This is a genomic window from Klebsiella oxytoca NBRC 105695, from assembly GCF_001598695.1.
GTDB lineage: Bacteria > Pseudomonadota > Gammaproteobacteria > Enterobacterales > Enterobacteriaceae > Klebsiella > Klebsiella oxytoca.
The window spans coordinates 1-20875 of the sequence record NZ_BCZK01000013.1; the positions used below are offsets into that span (position 1 = coordinate 1).

Annotated in this window: 18 protein-coding genes; 9 read left to right on the top strand and 9 right to left on the bottom strand. The window is 58.5% G+C overall.

Annotated elements, in window-relative coordinates; genetic code table 11:
• Positions 1-89 precede the first annotated feature (89 nt).
• The 3 genes from KO1_RS20430 to ssuD all read right to left on the bottom strand — a co-directional run bounded on the left by KO1_RS20430 (position 90) and on the right by ssuD (position 4183).
• On the bottom strand, positions 90-1496 hold the full coding sequence (locus tag KO1_RS20430) for an LLM class flavin-dependent oxidoreductase (protein WP_004105053.1): 1407 nt from the start codon (positions 1494-1496) through the stop codon (positions 90-92).
• Between the two features lie 75 nt (positions 1497-1571).
• Positions 1572-2969: an FAD/NAD(P)-binding protein gene (locus KO1_RS20435; RefSeq protein ID WP_024274635.1), complete on the bottom strand. Its 1398-nt coding sequence runs from the start codon at positions 2967-2969 to the stop codon at positions 1572-1574.
• 41 nt (positions 2970-3010) lie between these two features.
• Positions 3011-4183: an FMNH2-dependent alkanesulfonate monooxygenase gene (gene ssuD / locus KO1_RS20440; RefSeq protein ID WP_004105057.1), complete on the bottom strand. Its 1173-nt coding sequence runs from the start codon at positions 4181-4183 to the stop codon at positions 3011-3013.
• A 271-nt stretch (positions 4184-4454) separates the two neighbouring features.
• On the opposite strand from ssuD, the gene KO1_RS20445 reads away from it, so the two are divergent.
• Positions 4455-6398: a sigma-54-dependent Fis family transcriptional regulator gene (locus KO1_RS20445; protein WP_004105059.1), complete on the top strand. Its 1944-nt coding sequence runs from the start codon at positions 4455-4457 to the stop codon at positions 6396-6398.
• A 244-nt stretch (positions 6399-6642) separates the two neighbouring features.
• Positions 6643-7398, top strand: coding sequence for a flap endonuclease Xni (gene xni / locus KO1_RS20450; RefSeq protein ID WP_004105061.1), 756 nt, complete (start codon positions 6643-6645; stop codon positions 7396-7398).
• 427 nt (positions 7399-7825) lie between these two features.
• Here the strand turns inward: xni and fucA are convergent, their stop codons facing one another.
• A complete protein-coding gene (fucA, locus tag KO1_RS20455; protein ID WP_004105063.1) occupies positions 7826-8473 on the bottom strand; it encodes an L-fuculose-phosphate aldolase in 648 nt (215 codons plus the stop codon).
• A 559-nt stretch (positions 8474-9032) separates the two neighbouring features.
• Here fucA and fucP point away from each other — a divergent pair.
• The 5 genes from fucP (at position 9033) to fucR (ending at position 14864) form a co-directional block, all read left to right on the top strand.
• Positions 9033-10343 carry an L-fucose:H+ symporter permease gene (gene fucP / locus KO1_RS20460; protein ID WP_004105064.1) on the top strand — a complete coding sequence of 437 codons (1311 nt, stop codon included), beginning with the start codon at positions 9033-9035 and terminating at the stop codon, positions 10341-10343.
• Positions 10344-10374: 31 nt separating this feature from the next.
• Positions 10375-12150 (top strand): L-fucose isomerase, encoded by a 1776-nt coding sequence (gene fucI, locus KO1_RS20465; RefSeq protein WP_024274636.1) that lies wholly within the window; start codon positions 10375-10377, stop codon positions 12148-12150.
• Positions 12151-12253: 103 nt separating this feature from the next.
• The gene (fucK, locus tag KO1_RS20470; RefSeq protein WP_024274637.1) at positions 12254-13672 is read left to right on the top strand and encodes an L-fuculokinase; all 1419 of its coding nucleotides are present in this window, start codon (positions 12254-12256) and stop codon (positions 13670-13672) included.
• A gap of 1 nt (position 13673) precedes the next feature.
• A complete protein-coding gene (gene fucU, locus KO1_RS20475) occupies positions 13674-14096 on the top strand; it encodes an L-fucose mutarotase (RefSeq protein WP_004114960.1) in 423 nt (140 codons plus the stop codon).
• A 57-nt stretch (positions 14097-14153) separates the two neighbouring features.
• The gene (fucR, locus tag KO1_RS20480) at positions 14154-14864 is read left to right on the top strand and encodes an L-fucose operon activator (RefSeq protein ID WP_004105071.1); all 711 of its coding nucleotides are present in this window, start codon (positions 14154-14156) and stop codon (positions 14862-14864) included.
• A 208-nt stretch (positions 14865-15072) separates the two neighbouring features.
• Here fucR and rlmM read toward each other — a convergent pair whose 3' ends face one another.
• From rlmM to KO1_RS20500, 4 genes are all read right to left on the bottom strand, one after another.
• On the bottom strand, positions 15073-16173 hold the full coding sequence (rlmM, locus tag KO1_RS20485; protein ID WP_004114964.1) for a 23S rRNA (cytidine(2498)-2'-O)-methyltransferase RlmM: 1101 nt from the start codon (positions 16171-16173) through the stop codon (positions 15073-15075).
• Positions 16166-16561: a DUF423 domain-containing protein gene (locus tag KO1_RS20490; RefSeq protein ID WP_004105073.1), complete on the bottom strand. Its 396-nt coding sequence runs from the start codon at positions 16559-16561 to the stop codon at positions 16166-16168. The genes rlmM and KO1_RS20490 overlap by 8 nt, the downstream gene beginning before the upstream one ends.
• A gap of 19 nt (positions 16562-16580) precedes the next feature.
• Positions 16581-17498 carry a glycine cleavage system transcriptional regulator GcvA gene (gene gcvA / locus KO1_RS20495; RefSeq protein WP_004114967.1) on the bottom strand — a complete coding sequence of 306 codons (918 nt, stop codon included), beginning with the start codon at positions 17496-17498 and terminating at the stop codon, positions 16581-16583.
• A gap of 353 nt (positions 17499-17851) precedes the next feature.
• Entirely contained in the window at positions 17852-18076 is a 225-nt protein-coding gene (locus KO1_RS20500; RefSeq protein ID WP_024274638.1) for a YgdI/YgdR family lipoprotein, read from the bottom strand.
• Positions 18077-18274: 198 nt separating this feature from the next.
• On the opposite strand from KO1_RS20500, the gene csdA reads away from it, so the two are divergent.
• Together csdA and csdE are read left to right on the top strand one after the other, a co-directional pair.
• The gene (gene csdA / locus KO1_RS20505; RefSeq protein ID WP_004105078.1) at positions 18275-19480 is read left to right on the top strand and encodes a cysteine desulfurase CsdA; all 1206 of its coding nucleotides are present in this window, start codon (positions 18275-18277) and stop codon (positions 19478-19480) included.
• Complete coding sequence (gene csdE / locus KO1_RS20510) at positions 19480-19917, top strand: cysteine desulfurase sulfur acceptor subunit CsdE (protein WP_004105080.1); 438 nt, start codon at positions 19480-19482, stop codon at positions 19915-19917. The genes csdA and csdE overlap by 1 nt, the downstream gene beginning before the upstream one ends.
• 141 nt (positions 19918-20058) lie before the next feature.
• Here the strand turns inward: csdE and tcdA are convergent, their stop codons facing one another.
• Positions 20059-20868, bottom strand: coding sequence for a tRNA cyclic N6-threonylcarbamoyladenosine(37) synthase TcdA (gene tcdA / locus KO1_RS20515; RefSeq protein WP_004105082.1), 810 nt, complete (start codon positions 20866-20868; stop codon positions 20059-20061).
• Between the last annotated feature and the right edge of the window lie 7 nt (positions 20869-20875).

Sequence of the window (20875 nt, forward strand, 5' to 3'; positions counted from 1 at the left end):
GGACAGGCGCGTCAAGCGCCGCCTCCGGGAAAAACCTACCGCCCCACAGTTCAGTCCCCCGCCCTTCGGGGAGAGGGGGACCAGCAAAATTAACTCACCTTCTCTTCGCTCCCGACCGCCACCCGCGCGCCGTGGCGATAGCCTGCACCCGGATGCGGCGCAGCCAGCCGCGGGCCGGCGCCGAACAGCTTCTCGCGCAGGGTTCCTTCGCGATACTCCTGCTTAAACACGCCGCGCTTTTGCAGCTCCGGGACCAGTAAATCCACCACGTCGCGGAAGGTTTCGTGGGTCACCGCATAGGCGAGATTAAACCCATCGACGTCGGTCTCTTCGACCCAGGACTGCAGCTCATCGGCGACCGTCTGTGGACTGCCGACCACCAGCGGCCCGAAGCCGCCAATCCCCGCCCAGTCCGCCAGCTTCTGCACGGTCCACTGGCTGTTCGGATCGGCAGTGGAAAACGCCTCCACCATCGACTGAATCGCATTGGTATGCAGATACTCCAGCACCTGGTCCGGCTGATACTGGCCAAGGTCGATACCGGTCCAGCCGGAGAGCAGCGCCAGCGCCCCTTCGTAGCTGACGTACGGTTTATACTCCTGCCATTTAGCCTGGGCTTCACGGTCGGTTTCGCCGACGATGACCGTCTGCATATTGAAGATCAGGATGCTGCGCGGATCGCGCCCGGCTTCCTCGGCGCGACGGCGAATATCCGCCACCGTCTTTTTCAGCAGTACCTTCGACGGCGCGCCGACAAATACGCACTCCGCGTGGCCGGCGGCGAACTGCTTGCCGCGGCTGGAGGCGCCCGCCTGATAGAGCACCGGCGTACGCTGCGGCGACGGCTCACAAAGGTGGATCCCCGGTACCGAGAAGAAGTTCCCCTGATGGTTGATCGGATGAATTTTTCGCGGATCGCTGAAGATCTTGCGCTCCCTGTCGCGCAGCACCGCGCCGTCTTCCCAGCTGCCTTCCAGCAGTTTATAGACCACCTCCAGGTATTCATCGGCGTAGTCGTAGCGGGCGTCATGGTCGGTCTGCGCTTTTTGCCCAATGTTCCGCGCCCCGCTCTCCAGATAGGAGGTCACGATATTCCAGCCCACCCGCCCCTTCGTCAGATGGTCGAGGGTCGAAAGACGGCGGGCGAACGGATAGGGATGCTCAAAGGAGAGCGAAGCGGTCAGGCCGAATCCCAGATGCTCCGTCACCAGCGCCATCGGCGTAATCAGCGCCAGCGGATCGTTGACGGGCACCTGCGCCGCCTGGCGGATCGCCGCATCGCCGTTGCCGTTCAGTACATCATAGACGCCCAGCACATCGGCGATAAACAGCCCGTCAAACTTGCCGCGCTCCAGCAGACGCGCCAGGTCGACCCAATATTCGAGGTCTTTATACTGCCAGGAGCGGTCGCGCGGATGGGCCCACAGCCCCGGCGACTGATGGCCGACGCAGTTCATATCAAAAGCGTTCAGACGAATTTCACGTTGTGATGACATAGCGCTTCTCCACGGCGCGCCCCGCTGTCGGGCCGCGCGCATAATCAGTTAAGGGAATCAGGGGATAAAAGGCGTTCAGAACGCCGGACATCGGACGGATTGTTTGACGCCCAGAGTCTGCAGCGCTTCGGCGGCCACGTCAGCGGCATGGTCAGCCACCTGCGGTAGCCCCATCAGCTCTCCGAAGCGGGCCCGCGCGGCAGGGCCGGAAACCAGTAGTTTGGGATTAGCTTGCCCTTCCCGGCCAATGGCTCGCGAGCGAAGATCGACGTCCAGGCCGAGGCCGAACGCGTCGGCGCGAATCAGCCCATCCTGGCTTAGCTGGCGCAGCAGCGGCTGGCTATCGGTCAGCGCCCCGTGCGCCGGGCCGGTGGTTAAAATAACGTGGTCAGCGCTCACCCGCTGTGCTTCACCGTACCGGAGCGCCAGGGTTAACGTCAGCCTTTGCGCATCGCCTTCCAGCGCCGTCAGCCGGGCCGCCAGCACCCGCAGGCTGCCGTCGCGCTGGCGCTGCTCAATAACCCCGGCGACCTGCGGAGCGATACGGTAGCGGTGAACGTCCCAGTAGCTGCGCAAATGACGCAAGAAGCGCTGGCGATCGGCGACCGTCAGCCCCTGCCAGATGCGTTGTCCCTGATTACGTACCGCGTCCATCACCACCTGCCAGGCCAGCCCCTGCTGCTCCGCGCGAGCGATATCCTCGCGGATCTGCCGCAGCCGCTGGCGCAGCGATCCGCGATCGTATTCGCCTGGCCAGGGGTCACCGCTGCCGCTCAGGTTGCTGCGGGACAGCAGCCCGCGGCGTGAAAATGCGGTTATCGGCCCCCGATGGCCCAGCCGCGTCAGGGTGGCAACGGTATCCGCCATCGTCAGGCCGGTGCCCACGATCGCGACGCTCGCTTCCGGTGCGATAGCTTCAAGCACGCCCGCTCGCCAGGGATTAGCAATGAGCGCCGGATGAGTCGCAAACGGCATCGTCAGCGTCGGCAGAGAGGGGGGCGGATGGCTAATGGCCAGCACCAGTAGATCGGCCGACAGTCGCCGACCGCTGTCGGTAACGACCTCGCCATGATGAATGCTCAGCGCCTGCTCGCGCAGATGCGTCAGCCGCCCTGCGCTGGCGCGCGCCTCCTCGGCGAAACGCTGGGCGACGTAGCGGCCAAACTGACCGCGCTGCGGATAAACCGCGCCATCCTCCAGCAGCGCCTGCGGATCTTCTGCAAAAGCAGGCTGGCTGCGGTACCAGCGATCGAACGCGCCCTCCTCTTCACCGGCAAGCTGCATTCGCGCGGCGGGAACGTTGATTCTGTGACTCGGTTCGGTCGTGGAGTAGGCCACGCCCGCGCCGGGCACCTCTCGCGGCTCCAGCAGCGTGACCCGCACGCCAACCGGCGCCAGGCGCAGGAGATGAATCGCCACCGCCGCGCCGCTAAATCCGCCGCCGACAATCACCACGTGCGGTTCAGTTTGCATAGCCCACCGCCTTCAGAAACCTGTGCAACATACGGTCCCCCTCAGCTTGCGCTCACCTGTTTCACCGGACGTTTATCGCCGCCGATAGTTTCGCCGAACGGGCCGGTATTGACGCTACGCGCCTTCGGCTGCTCATGGCCTGCCAGCGGCAATAACGGCATGACCAGGTCGGCAAAGCGATGGGCCTCTTCCAGATGCGGATAGCCGGAGAAGATAAAGTTGGTGATACCGAGTGCCTGATATTCACGGATGCGTTCTGCTACCTGCTGCGGATTGCCAACCAGCGCCGTTCCGGCCCCGCCGCGCACCAGCCCCACGCCCGCCCACAGATTCGGGGCAATACGCAGATTGTCGCGCGATCCTTTATGCAGCGAACTCATTCGCGCCTGGCCGGTAGAGTCCATACGGGCAAAAATTTTCTGCGCCTGGGCGATAGTCTCGTCGTCAAGATGAGAAATCAGCCGATCGGCGGCGGCCCACGCCTCTTCTTCGGTTTCGCGGACAATCACGTGCAAACGAATCCCGTACTGCAGCGTACGGCCCCGGGCGGCGGCGCGCTCGCGCACCACAGCCAGCTTTTCGGCCACCAGCGCCGGCGGCTCGCCCCAGGTCAGGTAGGTATCAATTTGATCGGCGGCGACGTCGATGGCCTCCTCGGACGATCCGCCAAAGTAAAGCGGCGGGCCGTTTTCCTGCACCGGTGGAAACAGCACTTCAGCGCCTTCCACGTGGATATGCTCACCGCGATAGTCCACCTTTTCACCTTGCAGCAGGCGCGAGTAGACGTCGAGAAATTCGCGGGTCACCTGATAGCGTTCGCCGTGGCTGAGGAAAATGCCGTCGCCTTTGTTCTCCACCGGATCGCCACCGGTAACGACGTTAATCAGCAGCCGGCCGCCCGACAGGCGATCAAGCGTCGCCGCCATTCTCGCCGCCAGCGTTGGCGGCTGCAGGCCAGGACGAACGGCCACCAGATAGCGCAGGCGGCGGGTCAGCGGCGCCAGGGCCGATGCCACCAGCCATGAGTCTTCACAGCTTTTCCCCGTCGGGATCAGCACCCCGTAGTAGCCGAGACTGTCGGCCGCCAGCGCCACCTGCTGCAGGTAAGGCAGGTCAACCGGGCGGCCGCCTTCTGCGGTACCCAGATAGCGGCCATCGCCGTGGGTAGGCAGAAACCAGAACACATTTATTTTATCGTCGGTTTTTTGCGTCATTATCCATTTCCTATATAACCATATCCGATATTTATCGAAGAGATGTTTTAATTTGGTTATATGAGTGTTAGCGATAATCATGCCAATGGTGAATAAAAAATTTACATATTTAAATCATGGAGTTAAATAAAAGTTAGTTTTATAACGCTGTCGCAAATGCAGCAGCCAATGCGTTCAGGCTGCCGCCTTTGCAGCAGCACGACAGGTTTGCCCTCTGGTTTCCGTCTCCGGCACAGGATAAGTTCAAGACATCACATACCGGAGGTCACCCATGCTGAATCCGCAAACCCCAGCCGCCACGCCCGCGCTCATCGATCCGGCGTCAAAAGCCTTTCAGAGCCTGCTGGATAAACTGGCCCCCACCGAAGCGACCGTGCTGATCGTCGGCGAAACCGGTACTGGTAAAGAGGTTGTCGCCCGCTATCTGCATCATCATAGTCCGCGTCGTCAGCGGCCGTTTCTCGCCGTTAACTGCGGCGCGCTCAGCGAAAGCCTGGCGGAAGCGGAGCTGTTCGGCCATGAAAAAGGCGCGTTTACCGGCGCGGTGCAAAGCCATCCCGGCTGGTTCGAAGCGGCAGACGGCGGCACGCTGCTGCTGGATGAAATCGGCGAACTTAGCCTGGCGCTCCAGGTGAAGCTCTTGCGCGTCCTGCAGGAACGCGAAATTACCCGCGTCGGCTCGCGTAAAGCGATTAAGGTCGATGTCCGGGTGATCGCCGCCACCCACGTAGACCTGATGCAGGCTATCCGCGAGCGTCGTTTCCGCGAAGACCTCTACTATCGCCTGAATATCGCCATCGTCCCGCTGCCGCCGCTGCGCCAGCGCCGCCAGGATATTCCCGTTCTGGCGGACCATTTCCTTACGCTCTACGCCCGCCGCCTGGGTCGGCCGGTTCGTCGTCTGGCCCCGGAGACGCTGGCAAGGCTGATGGAGTACCCCTGGCCGGGCAATATTCGCGAACTTGAGAACACTCTGCATAATGCGGTATTGCTGAGTAAAGAAGAGGAGATCGCCCCCGCTCAGCTCCGGTTAACCACCCTAAGCGACGCCTCACCGGCGGTAAGCGATAACGAACTGGACGACTTTATTCGTCATCAACTCTCCCTGCCGGGCGAGCCGCTGTGGGAAAGGGTCACCGGGGCGTTGATTCGCGGCGCGATGGCGCAATGCGACGATAACCAAAGCCAGGCCGCAGCGCTGCTCGGCATTAGCCGCCACACGCTGCGCACGCAGCTGGCCAATTTTGGCATCATTAAAAGCCGCCGCCGCCAGGAACCCCTCTTCGGAGCGGCGGTCAATAACGTTTCTCGCGATCGGGAACTGCGCATCGGCTTCCAGCGTTTTGGCAATCTTGGCATTCTGAAGGCGCGGCAAAGTCTGGAGAAAGCCTTTGCCAGCCGCGGCGTCAGCGTGCTGTGGAGCGAGTTTCCCGCCGGGCCGCAGCTCCTGCACGCGCTGGCCTGCGATGAAATCGACTTTGGCACCACCGGCGAAGCACCGCCGGTTTTCGCTCAGGCCAATAATAGCGAGCTGGTCTACGTCGCCTGGGAACCGCCCGCGCCGCAAAGCGTGGCCATGGTCGTCCCACAGCACAGCGACATTCGCACCATTGCCGACCTGCGCGGCAAGCGTATCGCGCTGAATAAAGGTTCGAACGTGCACTGGCTGCTGCTGCATATTCTGGAAGAGGCTGGGCTGGGATTAAACGACGTTAAAGTGGTCTATATTCCGCCAAAATATCCGCTGACCGCCAGCGACTACCTGGCGGTAGACGCCTGGATGATGTGGGATCCGCTGCTTAGCGACGCGGAAGATAGCGGCGAATTACGGGTAGTAGCCAGCGGCGAGGGGCGCGTCAACAACCATCAGTTCTATCTGTCGCGCCGCGACTACGCCAGCCGCAATAGCGATATTATGCAGCGGCTATTCGCCGAGCTGGCGCAGACCGGGCAGTTTATCGACCAGCATCGGGAAAAAGCCGCGGAGCTGCTCTCCGCCGAGCTGGGTCTTAACGCCGCTTCTCTGACCCGAGCCCTGGCGCGCCGCAGCCATCGCCCGCGCACAATGGACCTTAAAGTGATTCGCGCCCAGCAAAGTATCGCCGATCGGTTTTACGCGCTGGGCCTTATCAACAAACCGGTTTCAGTGCGCGAAGCCGTGTGGTACGGCGAAGCCACCAATAGCGATCTCGGCCTGCTGATGCACGTCGATTAGCCGGAAACTGCGAGTCATCTTCCTGATTTTACAGGCGCCAATAGCCTCATCGGCGCGGCGATGTTACCCTAAAAAGCATTGAGAACAGGAACCTAACCCACCAGGCATCATCGTTGCAGACAGTTTGGCCCGAAGAGCGTGCAGAAGCCGGAGCGTAGAGGTAGTACGTGAGGCTTTTGCGCACTGCCCGGCGTCAAACCAGCAAATAAAATAGCCTGATGGGCCAGGCTTTAAGGGGAGAATCGTGGCCGTTCATTTACTCATCGTCGACGCACTTAATCTGATTCGCCGCATCCACGCGGTGCAGGGTTCACCCTGCGTCGATACCTGCTTACATGCCCTCGAGCAGCTGGTGCTCCATAGCCAGCCGACCCACGTGGTGGCGGTATTTGATGACGAAGATCGCGGCCACGGCTGGCGGCACCAGCGCCTGCCCGATTATAAAGCCGGGCGCGCGCCGATGCCGGAAACCCTCGAGGCGGAAATGCCGGCGCTGCGGGCGGCATTTGAGCAGCGCGGGTTTCGTTGCTGGGCGCTCAGCGGCAGCGAAGCCGACGATCTTGCCGCGACTCTGGCGGTTAAGGTGGCGCAGGCCGGGCACCAGGCGACCATCGTTTCAACCGACAAAGGCTACTGCCAGCTGCTGTCGCCGACGATCCGCATCCGCGACTATTTCCAGAAACGCTGGCTCGACGCGCCGTTTATCGCCAAAGAGTTCGGCGTGACGCCGGAGCAGCTACCCGACTACTGGGGGCTGGCGGGCATCAGCAGCTCCAGGGTTCCCGGCGTGGCGGGCATTGGGCCCAAAAGCGCAGCCCAGTTATTAACCGATTTTCAGGATCTGGAAGGGATCTACGCCCGGCTGGCGGACGTGCCGGAGAAGTGGCGTAAAAAGCTGGAAGAACACAAAGAGATGGCCTTCACCTGCCGGGAAATCGCGCGCCTGCAAACCGATTTACAGCTGGATGGCAACCTGCAGCAGCTGCGGCTGGCACGATAGCATCAGGCTACGGAGCACACAGCTTCCCGGAGGCGATGCTGCGCATCTGTCCGGGCTACCCAATCGCAGACGGCGGTGAATGGTGGGGACTATCGGCCCGCAGACGGCGGAGTACCTGTAGCCCGGGCAAGGCGCGTCAAGCGCCGCCCCCGGGACCAAAGTGCACTGTGGCTGAATTTCCCGGAGGCGATGCTGCGCATCTGTCCGGGCTACCCAACCGCAGACGGCGGTGAACCGTGGGGGCTACCGGCCCGCAGACGGCGGAGTACCTGTTGCCCGGGCAAGGCGCGTCAAGCGCCGCCCCCGGGACCAAAGTGCACCGTGGCTGAATTTCCCGGAGGCGATGCTACGCCTCTGTCCGGGCCCCCCAACCGCAGACGGCGGTGAATCTGTACACCGCAGCCGGCAGAAACGTTCGCTTACGAGATCACTCTTCGATACGCAATCCGTAGGTTTTGAATTTCTCCAGCACGATGGCGATAGCCTCATCATCAAGCACCGGAACCGGGTCGATGATGGCCAGGGTGCTGAGATAGAGCTGCGCCAGTACCTCAACTTCATGCGCCAGCCACAGGGCCTTTTCCAGATTATCTTCACAAGCGATCAGGCCATGGTGCTGCAGCAGGGTCGCTTTGCGATTTTTCAACGCCACGGCCACATGTTCAGACAGCTCACGAGTACCAAAAGTGGCATAGGGTGCGCAAGGAATGGAGTTACCACCGGCCGCCGCAATCATATAGTGAATGGCGGGAATGGGACGATTGAGGATCGATACCGCCGTGCAGTGAACCGCATGATTATGCACCACCGCGTGAGCATCAGGACGCGTCTGATAAGCCGCCATATGAAAACGCCACTCGCTGGACGGCAGTTTGCCCTGTTCATGCTGACCTTCGGCATCGATATAAACAATGTGCGCTTCCGTCAGCTTTTCATAAGGTATACCGGTTGGTGTGATCAGCATCCCCCCCTGGTACCGCACGCTTACGTTGCCTGCCGTCCCCTGATTTAACCCCAGGCGGGTCATCTCCAGGCAGGTATCAATAATCTGCCGGGCCAGTCTATTACGTTCCATTCTTTACCTCTCTTAATAATGCGCAATACGACAACAGACCGCTCGCCGGGCATGGCGCGCCGACGCTGTTGAATAACTCAAATAATTGCTCACCATCATCATCCCGAATAATCAGAAAGGAATTTACATCCACTGGTTCTGTGATACCCCTCACTTATTTCAGCTTAAAAAAACCGTTTGCTCATTTTTACGTTGTGAAAAAATGCCCGTTATCATCAATAGATTTAAAAACGGTCATTTTACCGATAATGTTAACAACTGACCGTTTTCCACATTATAAATTAAATCGGGCATTCGTTCTGTGGGTTTTAGAATTATCTTTCTCAAACGGTCATGTTTTCCTGATTATAAAAGTGATGATAATCACATAAAATCACTCACCGCATACTTAGTGTGACCGCCATCATATTAAAAGGCATTTTTTATTTGAAAATGAATTCATGAGTTCATCCCGCGATGTTTATTTCATCATCGTTCTCGTCACAGGAACTCACCTGATTTTTGCGGTCTGGTGGGCAAAGCCGGCTGCTGAATACGCTTCTGAACCAATGAGGATGCTATGGGAAACACAACGATACAAACGCAGAGTTTTCATGCGGTCGAGACAGGGCAAAGCAAGCGCTACATTATTCCCTTTGCCCTGCTGTGCTCGCTATTTTTTCTTTGGGCGGTCGCTAATAATCTTAACGATATTTTATTACCACAATTTCAACAAGCCTTTACCTTAACTAACTTCCAGGCTGGTTTGATTCAATCCGCTTTTTATTTTGGCTATTTTGTTATTCCGATCCCGGCCGGGATCTTGATGAAAAAACTCAGTTACAAAGCCGGCATTATTACCGGGCTATTCTTATACGCTTTTGGCGCCGCGCTATTCTGGCCCGCCGCCGAGGTCATGAATTATACCTTATTCCTGATCGGCCTGTTTATTATTGCGGCGGGGTTAGGCTGTTTAGAAACTGCAGCAAACCCTTTTGTTACCGTGTTAGGGCCAGAAAGCGGCGGCCACTTCCGGCTTAATCTGGCGCAGACCTTTAACTCTTTTGGCGCCATTATTGCGGTGGTCTTTGGGCAAAGCCTTATTTTGTCTAACGTGCCGCATCAATCGCAGGATGTACTCGATAAAATGGCTCCGGAGCAGCTTAGCGCTTATAAGCACAGCCTGGTGCTCTCGGTGCAAACCCCCTATATGATCATCGTCGCGGTTGTCTTACTGGTCGCTCTGTTGATTATGTTGACCAAATTTCCGGCCCTGCAGAGCGACGACCACAGTGATGCCAACCAGAGTTCCTTCTCCGCTTCTCTTGCCCGCCTGGTGCGCGTTCGCCACTGGCGCTGGGCGGTGCTGGCGCAGTTTTGCTACGTCGGCGCACAAACCGCCTGCTGGAGCTATCTGATTCGCTACGCCATCGAAGAGATCCCCGGCATGACGCCCGGTTTCGCCGCCAACTATTTGACCGGCACTATGGTGTGCTTCTTTATCGGCCGTTTCTCCGGCACCTGGCTCATCAGCCGCTTCGCGCCGCATAAAGTGCTGGCGGCCTATGCCCTGCTCGCCATGCTCCTGTGCCTGATCTCCGCTTTCAGCGGCGGCCATGTGGGCCTGCTGGCCTTGACGCTGTGCAGCGCCTTTATGTCGATTCAGTATCCGACCATCTTCTCGCTGGGCATCAAGAATCTGGGGCAGGACACCAAATACGGCTCCTCGTTTATCGTCATGACCATTATTGGTGGCGGCATCGTCACTCCGGTTATGGGCTTTGTCAGCGACGCCGCCGGCAACATCCCTACCGCCGAGCTGGTACCGGCGCTGTGCTTTGCCGTCATCTTCATCTTTGCCCGTTTCCGTTCGCAAACGGCAGCTAACTAAACATTTATCCGCATAACGTGAGGGATCTGGAATGAAAAAAATCAGTTTACCGAAAATTGGCATTCGCCCGGTGATCGATGGACGCCGCATGGGGGTACGCGAGTCGCTGGAAGAGCAAACCATGAATATGGCGAAGGCTACCGCTGCGCTGATTACGGAAAAGCTGCGCCACGCCTGCGGCGCGCAGATCGAGTGCGTCATCGCCGATAGCTGCATTGCGGGGATGGCGGAATCCGCCGCCTGCGAAGAGAAATTCAGCAGCCAGAACGTCGGCGTCACCATCACCATCACCCCCTGCTGGTGCTACGGCAGCGAAACTATCGATATGGACCCGATGCGGCCAAAAGCTATCTGGGGCTTTAACGGCACCGAGCGACCAGGCGCGGTTTACCTTGCGGCAGCGCTGGCGGCCCACAGCCAGAAGGGCATCCCGGCGTTCTCCATATACGGCCACGACGTACAGGACGCCGACGACACCTCCATTCCGTCTGATGTTGAAGAAAAACTGCTGCGCTTTGCCCGCGCCGGTTTAGCGGTCGCCAGCATGAAGGGCAAAAGCTATCTTTCCGTCGGCGGTGTATCGATGGGAATCGCCGGTTCTATCGTCGATCACAACTTCTTCGAGTCCTGGCTCGGTATGAAGGTACAGGCGGTGGATATGACCGAACTGCGCCGCCGTATCGATCAGAAAATCTATGATGAAAGCGAGCTGGAAATGGCGCTGGCGTGGGCGGATAAAACCTTCCGCTACGGCGAAGACCAGAACGCGCAGCAGTATAAACGTAATGCCGAGCAGAGCCGCGCGGTACTCAAAGAGAGCCTGCTGATGGCGATGTGCATTCGCGACATGATGCAGGGCAACAAGAAGCTGGCGGAAAAAGGACTGGTCGAAGAGTCGCTGGGCTACAACGCCATTGCCGCAGGCTTCCAGGGCCAGCGTCACTGGACCGATCAATACCCTAACGGCGACACCGCCGAAGCGCTGCTTAACAGCTCGTTCGACTGGAATGGCGTACGCGAACCCTTCGTTGTCGCCACGGAAAACGACAGCCTCAACGGCGTGGCGATGCTGATGGGCCATCAGCTGACCGGCACCGCCCAGGTGTTTGCCGACGTGCGTACCTACTGGTCGCCGGAAGCGGTAGAACGCGTCACCGGCCAGCCGCTCACCGGGCTGGCGGAACACGGCATTATCCATCTGATCAACTCCGGTTCGGCGGCGCTGGACGGCGCCTGCAAACAGCGCGATGCGGATGGCAAGCCAACCATGAAGCCGCACTGGGAAATCAGCCAGCAGGAGGCCGACGCCTGCCTCGCCGCCACCGAATGGTGCCCGGCGATTCATGAATATTTCCGCGGCGGCGGCTTCTCCTCTCGCTTTCTGACCGAAGGCGGCGTGCCCTTTACCATGACTCGCGTGAATATCATTAAAGGCCTTGGCCCGGTTCTGCAAATCGCCGAAGGCTGGAGCGTGGAACTACCGAAAGAGATGCACGATCGGCTGGATGCCCGCACCAACTCCACCTGGCCCACCACCTGGTTTGCGCCGCGCCTGACCGGTAAGGGCCCGTTCTCCGACGTCTACTCGGTGATGGCGAACTGGGGCGCTAACCACGGCGTGCTGACCATCGGCCACGTTGGCGCCGACTTTATCACTCTGGCGTCTATGCTGCGGATCCCGGTATGCATGCATAACGTAGAAGAGGCGAAAATTTACCGCCCGTCCAGCTGGGCTGCGCACGGGATGGATAGCGAAGGCCAGGATTACCGCGCCTGCCAGAACTACGGCCCGCTGTATAAACGTTAAAAATGCCTGATGGCGCTGCGCTTATTCGGCCTACGGATGATAACGTCTCCGTAGGCTGGATGAGGCGTTTACGCCGCCATCCGGCAACGTCTCGGGAGAGATTATGAAGAATGAAGTCATCCTGGTTCTCGACTGCGGCGCCACCAACGTCAGGGCGATTGCCGTTGATCGCCAGGGGAATATTATCGCCCGCGCCGCAACGGCTAACGCCAGCGATATCGCCGTGGAGAACAGCGCATGGCACCAGTGGTCGCTGGAGGCCATCCTGCAACGCTTCGCCGAGTGCTGTCGGCAGATTGGCGATGCGCTCTCATCCTGCACGGTTCGCGGCATCACGGTCACCACCTTCGGCGTGGACGGCGCGCTGGTGGATGAACAGGGCAAGCTGCTCTATCCGGTCATCAGCTGGAAATGCCCGCGAACCGCAGCGGTGATGGACAATATCGGCCGCTTTATGCCCGCGCAGCAGCTCCAGCAGATCGCCGGCGTCGGCGCATTTGGTTTTAACACCCTCTATAAGCTGATATGGCTGCAAGAAAACCACCCGCAGCTGCTGGAGCAGGCCCATGCCTGGCTATTCATCTCCTCGCTGATCAACCAGCGCCTGACCGGGGAATTCACGACCGATATCACCATGGCGGGTACCAGCCAGATGCTGGATATCCACCAGCGAGATTTCAGCGCGCAGATTCTGCAGGCAACGGGATTGCCGCGCCGCCTGTTTCCCCGGCTGGTGGAGGCGGGCCAGCAGATTGGTACCCTGCAAAACGATGCCGCGAAGATGCTGGGATTACCCGCCGGGATCCCGGTTATCTCCGCCGGGCACGATACCCAGTTCGCGCTGTTTGGCGCCGGCGCGGAGCAGGATGAACCGGTGCTCTCTTCCGGTACGTGGGAAATTTTGATGGTGCGTAGCGTTCAGGTGAATACGCCGCTGCTCAGCCACTATGCGGGATCGACCTGCGAACTGGATAGCCAGCCGGGATGCTATAACCCCGGTATGCAGTGGCTGGCTTCAGGCGTGCTGGAGTGGGTACGCCAGCTGCTGTGGACGGCAGAAACGCCGTGGCGCACGCTGATTGAAGAAGCGCGCGTCATTCCCGCCGGTTCTGAGGGGGTAAGGATGCAGTGCGATCTGCTCTCCTGCCGGAATGCGGGCTGGCAGGGCGTCACGCTGAATACCACTCGCGGCCATTTCTATCGCGCCGCGCTGGAAGGATTAGCCGAACAGCTGGCGCGTAACCTGCAAACGCTACAAAAAATCGGCCATTTTAACGCCAGCGAACTGCTGCTGGTCGGCGGCGGTAGCCGCAACGCGCTGTGGAATCAGATCAAAGCCAATACGCTCGATATGCCTGTCAAAGTACTGGATGACGCCGAAACCACCGTGGCTGGCGCCGCCATGTTTGGCTGGTACGGCGTCGGTGAATTCCACAGCCCTGAACAGGCCAGAGCGCAGGTGAGCTATCAGTATCGCTATTTTTACCCGCAAACCGAACCCGAACTGATTGAGGGAGTATGAGATGCTAAAAACGATTTCCCCGTTAATATCGCCGGAGCTACTGAAAGTCCTGGCGGAAATGGGGCACGGAGATGAGATCGTCTTTTCCGATGCCCACTTCCCGGCGCACAGCATGGGTCCACAGGTCATTCGCGCCGACGGTCTGCGGGTAAGCGACCTGCTGCAGGCGATTATTCCGCTGTTTGAGTTAGACAGCTACGCTCCGCCGTTGGTGATGATGGCCGCCGTGGAAGGCGACACCCTCGACCCGCAGGTCGAAACGCGCTATCGCGAGGCGCTTTCCGCCGCCGCGCCCTGCCCTGAGATCGCCCGCATTGACCGCTTTGCTTTCTACGAGCGGGCGCAAAAAGCCTTTGCGATCGTTATCACAGGTGAGCGCGCTAAGTACGGGAATATTCTTTTAAAAAAAGGAGTAACGCCGTAATCTCATGCCGCAGCGCCCGTCTGGTGCGGGCGCTCAGCGAACGCCAGGGTGAGAAAAATGAAAGCGGCACGACAGCAAGCGATACTAGACCTGCTCATAAACCATAATAGTCTGACCACCGAAGCCTTATCGCTACAGCTTAACGTCAGCAGAGAAACCATCCGCCGCGATCTCAGCGAGCTTCAGTCCCAGGGAAAAGTACTGCGTAACCACGGTCGGGCAAAAGTCATTCACCGGCAAAGCCAGGACAGCGGCGACCCTTTTCATATTCGTTTAAAAAGCCACTATGCGCACAAAGCGGATATCGCCCGCGAGGCGCTGGCCTGGATAGACGAAGGGATGGTTATCGCCCTCGATGCCAGTTCCACCTGCTGGTACCTGGCTCGCCAGCTACCTGATCTCAACCTTCACGTTTTTACCAACAGTCAGCCGATATGCCAGGAGCTAAGTAAGCGAGAGAATATTCAGCTCACCTGCTCCGGGGGGACGCTTCAGCGTAAATACGGCTGTTACGTGAGTTCATCGCTTATCTCCCAGCTCAAATCGCTGGAGATCGATCTGTTCATTTTTTCCTGTGAAGGTATCGACAGCGGCGGCGCGCTCTGGGATTCAAATACGGTCAACGCCGAGTTCAAATCGCTGCTGCTTAAGCGCGCCTCGCAATCGCTTTTGCTGATTGATAAGAGCAAGTTTAATCGTTCAGGGGAGGCCCGAATTGGCCATCTGGATGATGTGACGCATATTGTTTCGGACGTGTCGCAGTCGTAACGGCTATTGCAGCGCCGGATAGCGGCTTAGAGCCTATCCCAATAGGCGTTATTGGTGCAGTCAGTTTGAACACGGACAGCGCGGAAGAACCGGAGCGTACACGTAGTACGTGAGGATTCTGAGCACTGCCCAGGTTCAAAATGGCAAACAAAATAGCCCTAATGGGATAGGCTCTTAGTGCCTTATCCGGCCTACAAAAGCGGCTAAACTAGCGTTCGTCGCGGCGACCGCCGACGGCAGCCCACAGGCGACGAACGTGAACCGTCACCTCTTCGCGATCGTGATACAGCTGGCGCGCCTGGATTTGCGCGTTGATGCCGTGCTCATCCAGCTGCTCCTGGATATAGGCCAGGTTGCGCGACAGCTCTTCATAGCGCTTTTTCATCGGCAGCTTAAGGTTAAAGATGGTTTCACGGCACCAGCCGTTCACCAGCCACTGCGCCATCAGCGCAGCCACTTTCGCCGGCTTCTCCACCATATCGCACACCATCCACGAGATGTTGTTGCGCGTTGGGCGGTACTTGAAGCCATCTTCGCGCAGCCAGGTCACCTGGCCGGTATCCATCAGGCTTTGCGCCATCGGGCCGTTATCCACCGAGGAGACCCACATATTGCGTTTCACCAGCTGATAGGTCCAGCCGCCGGGGCAGGCACCGAGATCCACGGCGTACATACCGTTCGCCAGGCGCTCGTCCCACTCATCCGCCGGAATAAAGACGTGAAACGCCTCTTCCAGCTTGAGAGTCGAGCGGCTCGGCGCATCGGCCGGAAACTTGAGGCGCGGAATGCCCATATAGAACGGTGAGTTGTTGTTAGACAACGAATAGCCGGTGTAGCAGCAGCCCGGCGCGATAAAGAAAACGTGCACCACCGGACGTTTTGTCGTTTCATAGCTGGTCAGCACGCCCGCTTCGCGCAGCGCAGCGCGCAGCGGTACCGTAAACTTGCGGCAGAACTTCATCAGCTCTTTGCTTTCGTTGGTATCGGCGACCTCTACGCGCAGCTCGCCGCCCTTTTCCACAACGCCCTGCAGCATACCGACGATTGGGGAAATCCTGTCCTCCGGCGGCAGATCGCGCAGCAGTTCGCCGACCACAAACATCTGGCGGGCAAATACCAGCGAGCTGAACGGCAGTTCGCGCACCAGCTTTTCGCCATCTTCAGCCTGATAGCACTCAAAAATCACATAGCCGGAGTCATCTTTGACCCGGGCAAAACCAAATACTTCAAGGCGCGAGGCCTTATCGGTAATTTCTGCTGCGCACTCTTTCTCAAACCCAGGGCGACAATAGAGGACAACTTTATTCATGAACAACGCCCTTACGTTTCAGACGAATTGCACCAATTAACATTAATACCCAACCGGCGAGGAAGCAGACGCCCCCTACCGGCGTAACGAACGCCCACAGGCGTAAATGCGATAGCGCCAGGCAGTAGAGGCTGCCGCTAAAAAGAACGGTACCAAGCGCCATAAAGACGCTGCTCCAGTAAAACCAGATGCTGATGCGGCGCTGCATCGCCACCGCCAGGCCAAAAATAGCCAGCGTATGGAAAGCCTGATACTGCAGGCCGGTGTGGATCCAGCCCATTTCCGCAACGCCCATCGTTTTACTTAAAACGTGCGCGCCAAACGCGCCCAAAGCCACAAAGATAAAACCGCTTATCGCGGCGAATATCAGCATAAAACGGCTGGTCATGTGTTTATCCTACGATGATTTATTGTTCATAACGAAAGCGAAATTTTTCTTGTTCATTAGCCGCTTTTGCCAGAATCCACTGGCGGAAGGCGGCTATTTTACCCAGTTCTGCCTGACTGTCATGACAAACGAGATAAAACGCATTCTTACTGACCAGAACATCATTAAACGGGCAGACCAGTCGGCCTGCCTCAATCTCGGACTGCGCCATCACATTGTTGGCCAGCGCGACCCCCTGTCCATGGATTGCCGCCTGCAGCACCATTGCGCTGTGGCTAAAAATAGGTCCCTGTTGAACATTGATATGGTTTAGACCCAGCTGACGGGTATAAGTTTGCCAGTCGCGGCGGGAAGCGTCGTGCAGCAGGGTATGTTGCGCCAGATCGGCAGGCGTTTTCAACGCTTTATCACCGGTAAGTAAGAGTGGGGAACATACCGGAAGCAGATATTCGGCGTACAGTTTTTCCACGCGCAGCCCCGGCCAGTTGCCGCGGCCATAAAAAATCGCCACGTCGACATCGTCGGCCAGCTTATCTTCCTGGCGGTCCACCGCCTGGATTCTGACATCGATTCCCGGATAAGCTGAATTAAAGCTTGTCAGCCTCGGCACCAGCCACTGGATGGCAAAACTGGGGAGCATACTGACGGTTAAGGCCCCTTTTGCGCTTCGGGCCTGAAGCTTGCGGGTCGCTTCGGTGAGCTGCGAAAAAATCTCTTTGATATCCTGAAAATAGCTCTGCCCCTCCTCCGTTAAAAGAAGAGAACGATTGCGTCGACGGAACAGCTTGAGGCCGAGGAAATCCTCCAGGGACTTGATTTGGTGGCTGACTGCGGCCTGCGTCACAAAAAGCTCATCGGCGGCGCGAGTGAAGCTAAGGTGGCGGGCGGCTGCATCAAAAACACGTAATGCATTCAGAGGTGGCAAACGCTTGGACATAGTTATTCTGGCTTAGATGTTAAGGCAATTTAACAAACAGGAAACAACAGTTAACCTATTAGTTTTTTTTATCTGAGCTATTATAATTTGTCCGTTGAGCTTCTACCAGCAAATACCTATAGTGGCGGCACTTCCTGAGCCGGAACGAAGAGCTTTTTTTGGAATGCGTGTTCCAACAAGCTTTTGGCTTACGGTTGTGATGTTGTGTTGTTGTGTTTGCAATTGGTCCGGGTTTGCGGACCATGGTAGCGAAGCTACCCCTTTTCACTTCCTGTACATTTACCCTGTCTGTCCATAGTGATTTAATGTAGCACCGCACTGCGCGGTGCTTTTTTTTGCCTGCTATACCTGAATCAGTTATCCAGCTCGCCCAGCTGTTTGACGTCAGAACGGTTAATCTGCTGCTTGTTACCCCAGGCATCTTTGTACGAAATCATGCCAGTATCATTGTCCGTTTGCGGTTTACCGTCGGTGACGATGGTGCGCCCATCGTTAGTGTGCATCACGTAGTTAGAGGAACAGGCGCTCAGGCCAAAGGTCAGCACACAGGCAGAAATAATGGCGGCAGTCTTATTCATTTTCATCTTTCTCTCCTTACGACTATTTATACTGTTTATGATTCGTTCTGTACCAGGTTAAAACACAAACCCAACACTATTTAGCATAACCATCTTTCACGCCGGCGAATTCATATTCAGAAAATTCCAGTAGTTAGCAGAAAACTTGTATCACCCGCTGATTTGCGCGACGATCCTGGTATCGATACGAGGAGTCTCATGAACGCATTCAACCCCGCCCAATTTCGCGCTCAGTTTCCGGCGCTGGCCGACGCTGGCGTCTATCTTGATAGCGCAGCGACGGCGCTCAAGCCGCTGGCGGTCATTGAGGCCAGCGACCAGTTCTATCGCCTCAGCGGCGGTAACGTCCACCGTAGCCAGTTTGCTGCCGCCCGGCAGCTAACCGACCGCTATGAAAACGCGCGCGAACGCGTGGCGGCGCTGCTCAACGCCCCTTCCGGCCAGGATATCGTCTGGACGCGCGGCACCACTGAAGCCATTAACATGGTGGCGCAATGCTACGTGCGCCCGCGCCTGAAGCCCGGCGATGAGATTATCGTCAGCGAAGCGGAACATCATGCCAATCTGGTGCCGTGGTTAATGGTTGCAGAGCAAACCGGCGCGAGGATAGTGAAGCTACCGATCGCTCCCGATCGCCTGCCGGACGTGGCCGCGCTTGGCGCGCTCATCACGCCGCGCAGCCGGGTGCTGGCGATTGGCCAGATGTCCAACGTCACCGGCGGTTGTCCGGATTTGGCGCAGGCGATTCGCCTGGCCCACGATGCCGGGATGGTGGTAATGGTCGACGGCGCGCAGGGGGCGGTGCATTTCCCGGCGGACGTTCAGACGCTGGATATCGACTTTTATGCTTTTTCGGGCCATAAGCTCTACGGGCCGACCGGCATCGGCGCGCTGTATGGCAAAAGCGAACGGCTGGCGAAAATGTCGCCGTGGCTCGGCGGCGGTAAAATGATCGCCGAAGTCACTTTCGACGGCTTTAAAACCCAGCCCGCGCCCTGGCGCTTCGAAGCGGGAACGCCCAATATCGCCGGGGTGATTGGCCTGAGCGCAGCGCTGGAGTGGCTGGACGAGACGGATATCGCACAGGCGGAAAACTGGAGCCGTGGGCTGGCGACGCTGGCGGAAGAGGAACTGGCGAAACGTCCGGGATTCCGTTCATTCCGCTGCCAGGACGCCAGCCTGCTGGCGTTTGATTTTGACGGCGTTCACCATAGCGATATGGTGACGCTGCTGGCGGAATCGGGGATTGCGCTGCGCGCCGGTCAGCACTGCGCTCAGCCGCTGCTGGCGGCGCTTGGCGTCAGCGGTACCCTGCGGGCCTCATTCGCGCCTTATAACACGCAGGACGATGTTTACGCGCTGGTGCACGCCGTGGACCGCGCTCTGGAAATACTGGTGGATTAATGACGACTTCTCACCCTTTTGGTACCCGCGTCACCGAAGCGACCCTTCTCCAGACGTTTACCCCGCTCAGCCAGTGGGAGGATAAATACCGCCAGCTAATTTTACTGGGTAAGCAGCTCCCTGCGCTGCCGGACGACCTCAAAGCGCGGGCCAAAGAGATTGCCGGTTGTGAAAACCGCGTCTGGCTGGGACACTTCATTGACGTCGACGGCAAGCTGCATTTCTTCGGCGATAGCGAAGGCCGTATCGTACGCGGCATGCTGGCGGTGCTGTTGACCGCCATTGAAGGCAAAAGCGCCGCTGATCTGCTGGCGCAGGATCCGCTGGCGCTATTTGATGCGCTGGGGCTGCGCGGCCAGCTGAGCGCCTCGCGCAGCCAGGGGCTCAACGCCCTGAGTGAGGCGGTGCTCGCCGCCGCCCGCGAGGTTGAGGTTTAAGCTCATCCCGGGGGCGGCGCTTGACGCGCCTTGTCCGGGCTACGGGTTCGTGCGGTTTTGTCGCCCGGACAGGTGCGCAGCACCGCCTCCGGGGAATTGTCTTGTAGCCCGGGTAAGGCGCCTGCGCCGCGCCCCGGGAATTTACGCCGTCTGCCGCTCCGCCTTCGCCAGCATTTTCTTCAGCGCATGGGAGACGGCGACAAAGCCAAAGGTTGCGGTCACCATCGTCGCGGCGCCAAACCCGGATGCGCAATCCATTCGCTTCGGCCCCTCAGCGGTGCTTTTCATCGCACAAACGCTGCCGTCCGCCTGCGGATAAACCAGCGCTTCGGTGGAAAACACGCAATCCACGCCGAGCTTACCTTTGCTGTTCTTCACCACCCCAAACTGGCTCTTCAAACGCTCACGCAGCTTTGCCGCCAGCGGATCCTGGATGGTTTTCGCCAGATCGGCGACCTGGATTTGCGTCGGATCGATTTGTCCGCCCGCGCCGCCGGTGGTGACCAGCGGCACCTTATGGCGACGACAGTAAGCGATTAACGCCGCTTTCGGGCGCACGCTGTCGATGGCATCGATCACATAGCTAAAGCCAACGCCCAGATACTCGGCGACGTTTTCCGGCGTGATAAAATCGTCCACCACCGTCACCCGGCACTCGGGGTTAATCAGGCGAATGCGTTCCGCCATCACCTCGGCTTTCGCCAGACCTACGTTGCCGCCAAGGGCGTGGATCTGGCGATTGGTGTTGGTCACGCAGACATCATCCATATCGATGAGGGTAATCGCGCCAATTCCGGTTCTCGCCAGCGCTTCCGCCGCCCATGAGCCTACGCCGCCGATGCCGACCACGCAGACGTGCGCGTCGGCAAAACATTGCAGCGCCTTTTCACCATATAAACGCGCCGTGCCGCCAAAGCGCTGGCGCCAGGCATCGCTAATTACAACAGACATATAACCT

Coding starts and splice junctions, on each gene's coding strand:
- tcdA (WP_004105082.1), bottom strand. CDS start 20,868: ATGTCTGTTGTAATTAGCGATGCCTGGCGCCAGCGCTTTGGCGGCACG.
- fucP (WP_004105064.1), top strand. CDS start 9,033: ATGGGAAACACAACGATACAAACGCAGAGTTTTCATGCGGTCGAGACA.
- KO1_RS20500 (WP_024274638.1), bottom strand. CDS start 18,076: ATGAATAAGACTGCCGCCATTATTTCTGCCTGTGTGCTGACCTTTGGC.
- fucA (WP_004105063.1), bottom strand. CDS start 8,473: ATGGAACGTAATAGACTGGCCCGGCAGATTATTGATACCTGCCTGGAG.
- csdA (WP_004105078.1), top strand. CDS start 18,275: ATGAACGCATTCAACCCCGCCCAATTTCGCGCTCAGTTTCCGGCGCTG.
- KO1_RS20430 (WP_004105053.1), bottom strand. CDS start 1,496: ATGTCATCACAACGTGAAATTCGTCTGAACGCTTTTGATATGAACTGC.
- fucI (WP_024274636.1), top strand. CDS start 10,375: ATGAAAAAAATCAGTTTACCGAAAATTGGCATTCGCCCGGTGATCGAT.
- gcvA (WP_004114967.1), bottom strand. CDS start 17,498: ATGTCCAAGCGTTTGCCACCTCTGAATGCATTACGTGTTTTTGATGCA.
- fucR (WP_004105071.1), top strand. CDS start 14,154: ATGAAAGCGGCACGACAGCAAGCGATACTAGACCTGCTCATAAACCAT.
- KO1_RS20445 (WP_004105059.1), top strand. CDS start 4,455: ATGCTGAATCCGCAAACCCCAGCCGCCACGCCCGCGCTCATCGATCCG.
- rlmM (WP_004114964.1), bottom strand. CDS start 16,173: ATGAATAAAGTTGTCCTCTATTGTCGCCCTGGGTTTGAGAAAGAGTGC.
- KO1_RS20435 (WP_024274635.1), bottom strand. CDS start 2,969: ATGCAAACTGAACCGCACGTGGTGATTGTCGGCGGCGGATTTAGCGGC.
- fucK (WP_024274637.1), top strand. CDS start 12,254: ATGAAGAATGAAGTCATCCTGGTTCTCGACTGCGGCGCCACCAACGTC.
- KO1_RS20490 (WP_004105073.1), bottom strand. CDS start 16,561: ATGACCAGCCGTTTTATGCTGATATTCGCCGCGATAAGCGGTTTTATC.
- fucU (WP_004114960.1), top strand. CDS start 13,674: ATGCTAAAAACGATTTCCCCGTTAATATCGCCGGAGCTACTGAAAGTC.
- ssuD (WP_004105057.1), bottom strand. CDS start 4,183: ATGACGCAAAAAACCGACGATAAAATAAATGTGTTCTGGTTTCTGCCT.
- csdE (WP_004105080.1), top strand. CDS start 19,480: ATGACGACTTCTCACCCTTTTGGTACCCGCGTCACCGAAGCGACCCTT.